The sequence below is a fragment of the Mesorhizobium sp. LNHC232B00 genome (genome assembly GCF_000502435.1).
Lineage (GTDB): Bacteria > Pseudomonadota > Alphaproteobacteria > Rhizobiales > Rhizobiaceae > Mesorhizobium > Mesorhizobium opportunistum.
Window position 1 is genome coordinate 1 of sequence record NZ_AYWP01000077.1, and the last position, 545, is coordinate 545.

Annotated in this window: 1 protein-coding gene; it reads left to right on the plus strand. The window is 57.6% G+C overall.

Annotated features, from left to right (window positions below):
- The first annotated feature begins 144 nt into the window (after positions 1-144).
- The gene (locus X743_RS137725; protein WP_023769487.1) at positions 145-432 is read left to right on the plus strand and encodes a GIY-YIG nuclease family protein; all 288 of its coding nucleotides are present in this window, start codon (positions 145-147) and stop codon (positions 430-432) included.
- The last annotated feature ends 113 nt before the right edge of the window (positions 433-545 follow it).

A 545-nucleotide genomic window follows, 5' to 3' on the forward strand; every position in this document is an offset into this window, starting at 1 on the left:
GTGCCTCCTTCCATTCCACGGAAAAGATCGCACCATTAAAGCCAGGGATCAAACACCTAGGATCCATGCCGTGACATTGGTCGTAGAGTGTGGCGGAGCAGAAATGGCGCTTGCACGCCCACTGACACGGGCTACCCTTCGACCATGACCGGCTACGTCTACATGACCGCGAGCCAAAAGCGCGGCACGATCTACATCGGCGTCACCAACGATCTCGGTCGCCGCGTACCCGAGCACAAGTCTGGCCAAGGCTCAGGCTTCACCGGTCGTTACGGCGTGCAACGCCTTGTCTGGTACGAAGAATTTTTCGACATCGCAGACGCCATCCAGCGCGAAAAGTCGCTGAAGCGCTGGCCGCGCCAATGGAAGATCGAGCTGATCGAAAAGGCCAATCCCGAGTGGTTCGAACTCTTTCGTGGAACAGGCTGGTAGGTTCGCTGTTTCTTGCGCCGCCGGAGCACTGCACCACCGGCACGGCATGGATCCTAGGTGTTTGATCCCTGGCTTTAATGGTGCGATCTTTTCCGTGGAATGGAAGGAGGCAC

Coding starts and splice junctions, on each gene's coding strand:
- X743_RS137725 (WP_023769487.1), top strand. CDS start 145: ATGACCGGCTACGTCTACATGACCGCGAGCCAAAAGCGCGGCACGATC.